Annotated in this window: 7 protein-coding genes (1 of these 7 only partly in view); 1 reads left to right on the forward strand and 6 read right to left on the reverse strand. The window is 47.3% G+C overall.

Translation table 11 applies throughout. The annotated features are described in order from the left end of the window. Window positions 1–63: 63 nt before the first annotated feature. The 5 genes from PSE7367_RS06780 to PSE7367_RS06800 form a co-directional block, all read right to left on the reverse strand. Window positions 64–939: a hypothetical protein gene (locus PSE7367_RS06780; RefSeq protein WP_015164634.1), complete on the reverse strand. Its 876-nt coding sequence runs from the start codon at window positions 937–939 to the stop codon at window positions 64–66. Beyond that, window positions 915–1,598, reverse strand: coding sequence for a diacylglycerol/polyprenol kinase family protein (locus PSE7367_RS06785; RefSeq protein WP_015164635.1), 684 nt, complete (start codon window positions 1,596–1,598; stop codon window positions 915–917). The genes PSE7367_RS06780 and PSE7367_RS06785 overlap by 25 nt, the downstream gene beginning before the upstream one ends. Window positions 1,599–1,836: 238 nt before the next feature. Further along, window positions 1,837–3,573, reverse strand: a complete 1,737-nt coding sequence (locus PSE7367_RS06790; RefSeq protein ID WP_015164636.1) for a helicase HerA domain-containing protein — start codon at window positions 3,571–3,573, stop codon at window positions 1,837–1,839. A gap of 268 nt (window positions 3,574–3,841) precedes the next feature. Next, window positions 3,842–4,468, reverse strand: coding sequence for a bifunctional 4-hydroxy-2-oxoglutarate aldolase/2-dehydro-3-deoxy-phosphogluconate aldolase (locus PSE7367_RS06795; protein WP_015164637.1), 627 nt, complete (start codon window positions 4,466–4,468; stop codon window positions 3,842–3,844). Window positions 4,469–4,602: 134 nt separating this feature from the next. Then, a complete protein-coding gene (locus PSE7367_RS06800; RefSeq protein WP_015164638.1) occupies window positions 4,603–5,487 on the reverse strand; it encodes a M48 family metallopeptidase in 885 nt (294 codons plus the stop codon). 706 nt (window positions 5,488–6,193) lie between these two features. On the opposite strand from PSE7367_RS06800, the gene nadA reads away from it, so the two are divergent. Then, window positions 6,194–7,174 (forward strand): quinolinate synthase NadA, encoded by a 981-nt coding sequence (nadA, locus tag PSE7367_RS06805; protein ID WP_015164639.1) that lies wholly within the window; start codon window positions 6,194–6,196, stop codon window positions 7,172–7,174. Window positions 7,175–7,285: 111 nt separating this feature from the next. Here the strand turns inward: nadA and PSE7367_RS06810 are convergent, their stop codons facing one another. Continuing rightward, window positions 7,286–7,586: the 3' portion of a tetratricopeptide repeat protein gene (locus tag PSE7367_RS06810; RefSeq protein WP_015164640.1), read on the reverse strand. Its footprint extends 653 nt past the window's final position; the window shows 301 of its 954 coding nt (coding positions 654–954); its start codon lies off the right edge, out of view; its stop codon occupies window positions 7,286–7,288.

Consider the following 7,586-nt stretch of genomic DNA (forward strand, 5'->3'; position numbering starts at 1 on the left):
TTTTTGCTTAACTTTTGTAAATTCCGATCGCTGTTTTTAAGCTCTTCCAGGCAGAGCGATCGCCTAATTAATAATCTGAAAGCCTTGCCCAAACTGCTGAATCATCTCATTGGTCAAAGCAGAGGTGTCATGGTAGAAAAATTGAATTTTGTAAACAAAGGTATCTGCGCTAATTAACAAAACTTCGACTTGCAACGGCAATGAATCTGGGGATGTTTGATTTGGTGAGGCTTGGTACTTGATTGTCTCCACTAATTCCGGCGAAACAACAAGAGGAAGAGTACGCAGGTCACCTCTTTCGATTTCTGTTAGGTCATAGGTTGAGTCTGATTCTGATGAATTCAATGACTCCTGGCTAGAATCATTGTTCTCGATTGATTCGAGATCCTCTGGCAGATCAAAATTTGGCGATCGCAACTGTTCAGCATCCAGATCGATCGCATCCCCAGGGAATTTCTCTAAGAGAATATAACCATTTTTTAAATCCGGCGGCAGCAATGGACTAAAGTAAACGCGATTGGTGCCATCAGGTTCTAAGCCAATGTCACGTATCAACCAATCGGCTGGATATTCCACCTCATAACCAGCGCCAACATAATTCAAATAGTCTTTAGCTTGCAGGTCTTGTGATCCACAAAGTTCAATTTCACTAGCGTCTTGACTGGTATGCACTACATAGCCAATGCCTTCCGCTGCAAAAAGGAGTTGATAACCATTGCGATCGGCTGGTTCTGTTTGACAAAGGTCACTTTGGTTAAGCCTTTGCTCTGTCTTTGTTTGAAGCTCTATCAAAACATTGTCAGGCATTAAAAGCTGCGATCGCAAATATCTTTCTGCTTTCTTCTCGATGCTTTGATCCTGGCAGCTAATCAGGCTCAGACAGATCGCAAAACCGCTGATAACAATTAGACCAGTTAAAGAAGACTTAGGCCGTAACATAAAAATGCACTAGAAATCGGTACGGTGAGATTGTCGGTGCCGCCAGGGGAGATCGCTTCCAGCACCGTAGCCACAAACGCGATCGGCACAGGAATCAGCCAGATATTTAAGCCACTGCCGCCCTGAGCCAGAGACAAAACCAACAGGGCGATCCCATAGCTGACTACCAGCATCGCCGCCGACCCCTCCAGGGTGCGTTTATTACCATTGAAACGATATACCCGCTTACCAAAGCTTTTGCCAACCAATGCGGCCAAGCCATCACCCCAGGTCATCACCAAGATGCCAATCACCGCAAACTGAGGTAAATCTACTCCCCAGAAGATCGCCACCAACAAGCCAATACTAACCGCATAGTAAAAAACACCGTGGGTTTTGCGACCAACACTTTCCAGGATCGGCAGCACGGGCAAAAAATAAGACAGACCAGCCACCAGGATCACCGCGATCGATATGCTCAGACAAATCCACAGCGGCAACTTCAAGCCCCAGGCCAGCAGGATCACATTGCCAGTACCAATATGTACAATTTTTCGCACCAGCTCGGAGTTACTACGAAAATATCGGGCGATCGCCGCAACGGCAAACACCAGCGCCATCCAGATCGCCACAATGCCAATTTGCTGCCAGTGGTTAAGGGAGTCTACAAAGTTTTCCAAACTAATAATTTAAACTTTGGGCATGGGGTTTACTCCTCTCAGTTTAGGCTATGTTTAGCTTCCTAGAGCTAGTTTTAGAATCTTATCGCCAACAGAGCTTGGCTTGAGATTAGTGTGAGATTCATCAGCATAGATAGAGCAACGGTCGCTAAGGCCCCATCCATTGCCTGTTAGATAGATGCTTTATGCACTTAATAGAGACCAGATGAAAGCCCACTTTACATGCTAGGCAACAAGATTAGAAACCCAAATCAGCTTTAGCGGCTTCAGCTAAATTCAATAACTCTGGGGTGGGGATTTGATCGTAGGGCATATCGCCAATCTCGCGGTAAAAAGCCTGATCATAGGCACGGGTTTGCACCACCACCGGCATAGGTACGGCATGACCAAGAATTAGGGCTTGTTGCTTGGAATCCAGCTTCGAGAGCACCGATCGCAAGTTACCACTGCCCGCTACGCCGGTAAAGATCGCATCAATATCTTTTTCATCATTTAGCAAGGCCGTAATCCGCGTACCAACCTGGGACATCACCTCATTGTCAATCCCTGAAGGACGTTGATCGACCACCAGCAAGGTCACAAAATATTTGCGCATTTCCCTGGCGATCGTGCCAAAAATAGTTTGTTTAGCGGTCATGGGCGCAAGGAAGCGATGGGCTTCTTCGATCGTAATCATCAGTTGCTGGGGGCGATCGCACACATTCTTGGTCTGCAAGAACTTTTCCGCCTTCCGCACATAGGCATGGTGTACTCGCCTGGTGATCACATTCGTCGCCAACATATAAGAAAGCAAATTAGACTGGGAACCGAACTCGATCACCACATGTTTTTTGGCTTCCAGGTCGGCCAAAATTTGCGTTAAATAATTCTGGGGACAACTATTGCGCACATATTTAAGCTCACCGAGGCGATTCAGCTTCCGTTGCAATGCCATGATCGAAGACTTGCTACCCATCTTCTCTTCGCAGAATTCTTGAATCTCCCCATTGGACATGCTTAGCAACCTGGCGATCCAATGTTTGCCAAATTCGTTGCGCAGGATGATCGCATTCTCCAGGCTAGCTTCCGACAGATTCAGTTCATCCCGCAGCAAATTTAAATCTTCTACCTCAATCTGGTCATAACTCAGGAATAATTCCTGGGCATCGCGCACACCCCGCCGCGTGGTGGAATCAGGATCAAGGGTGTAAATTTGCACCTGGCCAGGGAAAAGCTGACGTAATCCTTTTACGGTGCTAAAGGTTTTCCCTTCGGTGGCCGCTTCCCAACCATATTCGGAATGCATGTCAAAAATTAGATTCACCGCCGCCTGCTTGCGAATCACACCAGAGAGCAAAAGACGAGTTAGGAATGATTTACCCGTACCGGATTTACCAAAGATGCCATTGCTGCGCTCCACGAATCGATCCAAATCCAGGCACACAGGCACTGCCATGTCGATCGGTTGACCGATCGAGAAGTTGCGCTTGTGGGGATCGTCTTCCCAACCAAACACAACCCGAAAATCCTGTTCACTGGCTTCAAATACCTGGCTGAAGTGGCTGGGCACGGTTTTAACTGGCAGCAGTTGATATTCATTGGTTTCTTCCAGAGATAGTTGAATATTCTGTTGCTCTGGTTTGCTGGCCTTCTTCCGGCGCGATTTCTTGTTCTCGCTCGAAAAGTTGTCCAGGGGATTAGCGGGCACAAACATCAACATTGGCGTAAGGTTGATCGTGCCAAATGTACCTGTTCCTGCCAGTACCTCGGTCAAGAAAGTATCGTGGGGCTGGGGCGGATTCATTAAAATTCGGGGGCTAGCCGTTCCCAAGGTCACATCAGTGAGAATGCAAAAGAAGCGCGCGCGACGGCCTTGCACCACCAGGAATTTACCCACGCGCATTTCTTCAACCGAAACATCGCCATCCAGCCTGGCCTCTAACCCCTGGCTGAGCGATCCCTGAACTACTACTCCGAGTGGCTTGCGTGCATCCATTAATTTCTGATTGGATTGGTTGATGATTCCTCGTCTTGCCGATCGCAGAAATCGAACAAAACAAAGGCAACAACAGCGAAGTTTATTTACCTTTGCTTAGCCTAACAGAAATAGGGCTATTCATAGCCAATAGTTCAATAAATTTACTGGTTTGGATCGCTTGCTGGTATTTGTTTAACTGTGATTTGAAGAGGTAATAGTAATCGATCGCTGAAAAGTGAACTGGAATTATTATTTTTAAATGTACGAAATTACAAATTGAAGTTGATCAATGAATTTGCTGAGTGAGAAACCGCGATCGCGCCATGACCGTTGCCCAATCCCCCGCTGCGATCGCCTCCGGCAGAAACAAATGACTTGACACCCCCACCGCCACTGCCCCCGCCGCCAGGTAATCCTGGGCATTTTCCAGAGTAACTCCACCAGTGGGAATTAAGGGAATATCACCCAGCACCGGCTGCAAACAGCTTATATATTCCACGCCACCGATCGCCTTGATTGGAAACACCTTCACCGCTGATGCTCCCGCCTGCCAGGCTCGCAAAATTTCGGTAGGAGTCAGCGCCCCCGCCACGATCGGCACCTCCGCCCCGCAGCAACATTCAATTATCTTGGGATCGACATGGGGCGTGAACAGAAACTTACAACCAATAGCGATCGCCCGCTTCGCCATCGCTAAGTCTAAGATTGTGCCCGTACCAATCCGGCAGTCCGGCAACTCCTGCTGCAACTTGGGAATCAGAGATTCAGCATAGCCTTCATCCCAGGCGATCTCCAGCAACTTGAGCCCCCCTGCGGCAGCAGCCAGCGCCATTTCCCAAGCCATATTTGCATTCTCAGCCCGAATAATTGCGATCGCCTTATTCTGTTGCAGTCGGCTCAGCCAGGGACTCACAATAATTTAGGATTTAAATGCTTAAGATGTTTAGGCTACAATCGTGCCATAAAGTATTGCCTTAACACAAATCCAAATCATGATCCTGGGTATCCTGGCGGAAACCAGATTGCTAGTCATCCCACCGGATCAAATTAATTAAAGCGATTGCGCCAGCGTCTTTGATAGTTGCTATCATTCAAACCGCGATCGGCCACCAGATTATTTTGTCGGATCATCTCGTTCAAGTTCCTAACTCGTTCCACCGGGGCTGGGTGGGTGCTGAGAAACTGTGGTGGTGCACCATTAGACTTATTCACCAGCTTTTGCATAAAGTTGGGCATAGCCTGGGGTGCATAGCCAGCCTTGACAAGATTAAACAAGCCACGCCGATCGGCATCATATTCAGCTTCGCGGCTGTTGGGTAATTGCAACGCCACCGCAGCACCAATTTGCACCAGGCGATTATCATCTACGCCAGCGATCGAAGCGACCCCTTGGGCGATCGATGCCTGTTTAATCTGCTCCAGGGCATGTTTACCGGTAATATGACCAATTTCATGGCCAATTACACTGGCGAGTTGGGCGCGATTGTCGGCGGTAGCAATTAAGCCAGTATTGATATAAACAAACCCACCCATTGTGGCAAAGGCATTAATGCTGTCATCATCAACGGCACGAAAGGTATAGGGAATATTGGGGCGATCGCTATAGGGCACTAACTCCTCACCTATACTTCTGACCAATTCATTGGCCATAGGATCACGGCTATATCGTACCTCCTGGCCAATTTGCCGATCGATATTTGCGCCCAGCTTCACTTCATCCGCATCGGACAAACTGGAAATTTGAATCACCTGAATTGCCGCGGGAGCAGCCCGAATCAAATCCCACCAGCTAATTGCACTCACTGCTTTGGGGGTGAGCGTAATCGCCAGGGTGGTTGCCAACAGCGCTGCCATAAACAGACGCAGCGATCGGCTTATTTTTTTTGCGATCGGTTGAATCAGGGACTTAGGTATAGATTGCCAGGGTTTCACAGTATCTACCTCGAAGTGCTCTATTGAATATTTTACGAATCTGCTTTTTGAATATTTATGATCTCAGCCTTGCTTGCTTAATTTAATCTTTCCCGCTTTCATGCTTGCCCAAATCATCAGGCTCATCGCCCAGAGCAGCTCTGAAATGCCCGACTAACTCAACTAATTAGTTGGTCAAAATTATTAATCACGATCTGCTAATCATGGCGATCGCTAGATTGATGCTCAGCCCCCCTCAACAACCAAGGCTAATCAATCTCTAGAGCTGCGGGTAAAAGTTAAAAACACCACTTGATCTTAACTAAAAAGGCTGTTCTAACCAACGACTAGTTTTGGGCCAAATAAGTTTCCACTTGGCCTAAGTAAATTGAATTAGACCGACGCAAACCTGGTACTAATAGATTTTAAGCAAGGTATTGCCAAGGATTGGATAGCTAATTTGTTAAGGCGATCGCCAGCTACTTTATAGTGACATCTTGACTATTACAATTAGCTAAGCCAAAGAGAAAAACCATCGCAAGCCTTGACTAGAAAATGGATTCACGCATAAAAGCCTTAAATCAAACATTACCCAACTATCTGTCTGAGGTCGGATTTACGCCCAAGTTATGGTGTTTTCTACTATAATCAAACAAAGTAAAATTACTCATCCAACCTATTTCACTAGTTAATTTAAAGTTAACCTGATATCAAATCGAGGCTGAACGTGTTTGCAACCCTAACCAAATCCACGCCGCACCAAGTTAATCAAGCCGATCGCCTGCCGGATGATCTGTTCACGGCGATCGCTGAGCTAAAGCAAAAAATGAACGCGGTGATCCTGGCTCACTACTATCAAGATCCAGACCTACAGGATGTGGCCGACTACATTGGCGATTCATTGGGCCTATCCCAACAGGCGGCTAATACTGATGCAGAGGTGATTGTCTTCCTGGGCGTGCATTTCATGGCGGAAACGGCCAAGATTTTAAATCCCCAGAAGCAAGTTTTGTTGCCAGATTTAGATGCGGGTTGCTCTTTGGCCGACAGTTGCCCACCCGCCGAATTTGCCGCATTCAAAGCAAAGCACCCCGACCATTTAGTAATTTCCTATATCAACTGCTCGGCAGCGATCAAAGCAATGAGCGATATCATTTGTACTAGCTCAAACGCGGTGTCGATCGTGAATCAAATTCCCGCTGACCAGCCGATTATTTTTGCCCCCGATCGCAATCTGGGTCGCTATGTGGCGGAGCAAACGGGGCGGGATTTGGTGTTGTGGCAGGGCACTTGTATGGTGCATGAGATTTTCTCAGAACGCAAATTAATTGCCCTCAAGCAAAAACACCCCCAGGCGGAAATCGTGGCTCACCCTGAATGTGAACCCGCTGTGCTCAGACATGCCGATCACATTGGCTCGACTACGGCGCTGCTAAAGTATGTGCAAAATAGCGATCGCCAGGAATTTATTGTGGTCACAGAAGAGGGGATTTTGCATCAAATGCGCAAAGCTGCCCCAGACAAAGTTTTGATCCCAGCCCCACCGGATAACGATTGCCCCTGTAATCAATGCCCACACATGCGATTGAATACCCTGGAAAAGCTCTATCTGGCAATGAAGAACCGCCAACCCGAAATAACCCTGGATGAATCGGTGCGGGTGGCGGCGCTGCAACCAATCCAGAAAATGCTAGAAATGTCTCGTTGATATGGTTTATTTAGATTATGGAAGGATTATGGGTTGGGCGATCGCTGACCTGTCTTACTTAGTAATTACAATTACTACTACTTACTACCTAATACCTGAACCAGCAACAGCCTAAACATACTCTTCATGATCTAGATCTAAGTCAATCAAATCTTTAAACTCCGCTCGATGGGAAATATAGTCAAAATCAGGATCGCTGGCGGCCATTTCCTTAAACTGCCTTGGATTTAGCTCGATCGCATGTTGAAGATTGGCGATCGCTGCCATAGCTTCCCGTTGCAGCGAGTAACAACAGGCAATGTTGTAGTAAAGCGTGCCATTTTTGGGCAACATCGACAAGGCTTCCTCATAGCTAGCGATCGCTTCATCAAGGCGATCCATATGATATAGAGCCAAACCCTGATGATACCAA

It is taken from the genome of Pseudanabaena sp. PCC 7367 (assembly GCF_000317065.1).
Lineage (GTDB): Bacteria > Cyanobacteriota > Cyanobacteriia > Pseudanabaenales > Pseudanabaenaceae > Thalassoporum > Thalassoporum mexicanum.

What these genes read in the sequence shown, in the direction of transcription:
- PSE7367_RS06790 (WP_015164636.1), bottom strand. Translation starts at nt 3,573, where the DNA reads ATGGATGCACGCAAGCCACTCGGAGTAGTAGTTCAGGGATCGCTCAGC.
- PSE7367_RS06780 (WP_015164634.1), bottom strand. Translation starts at nt 939, where the DNA reads ATGTTACGGCCTAAGTCTTCTTTAACTGGTCTAATTGTTATCAGCGGT.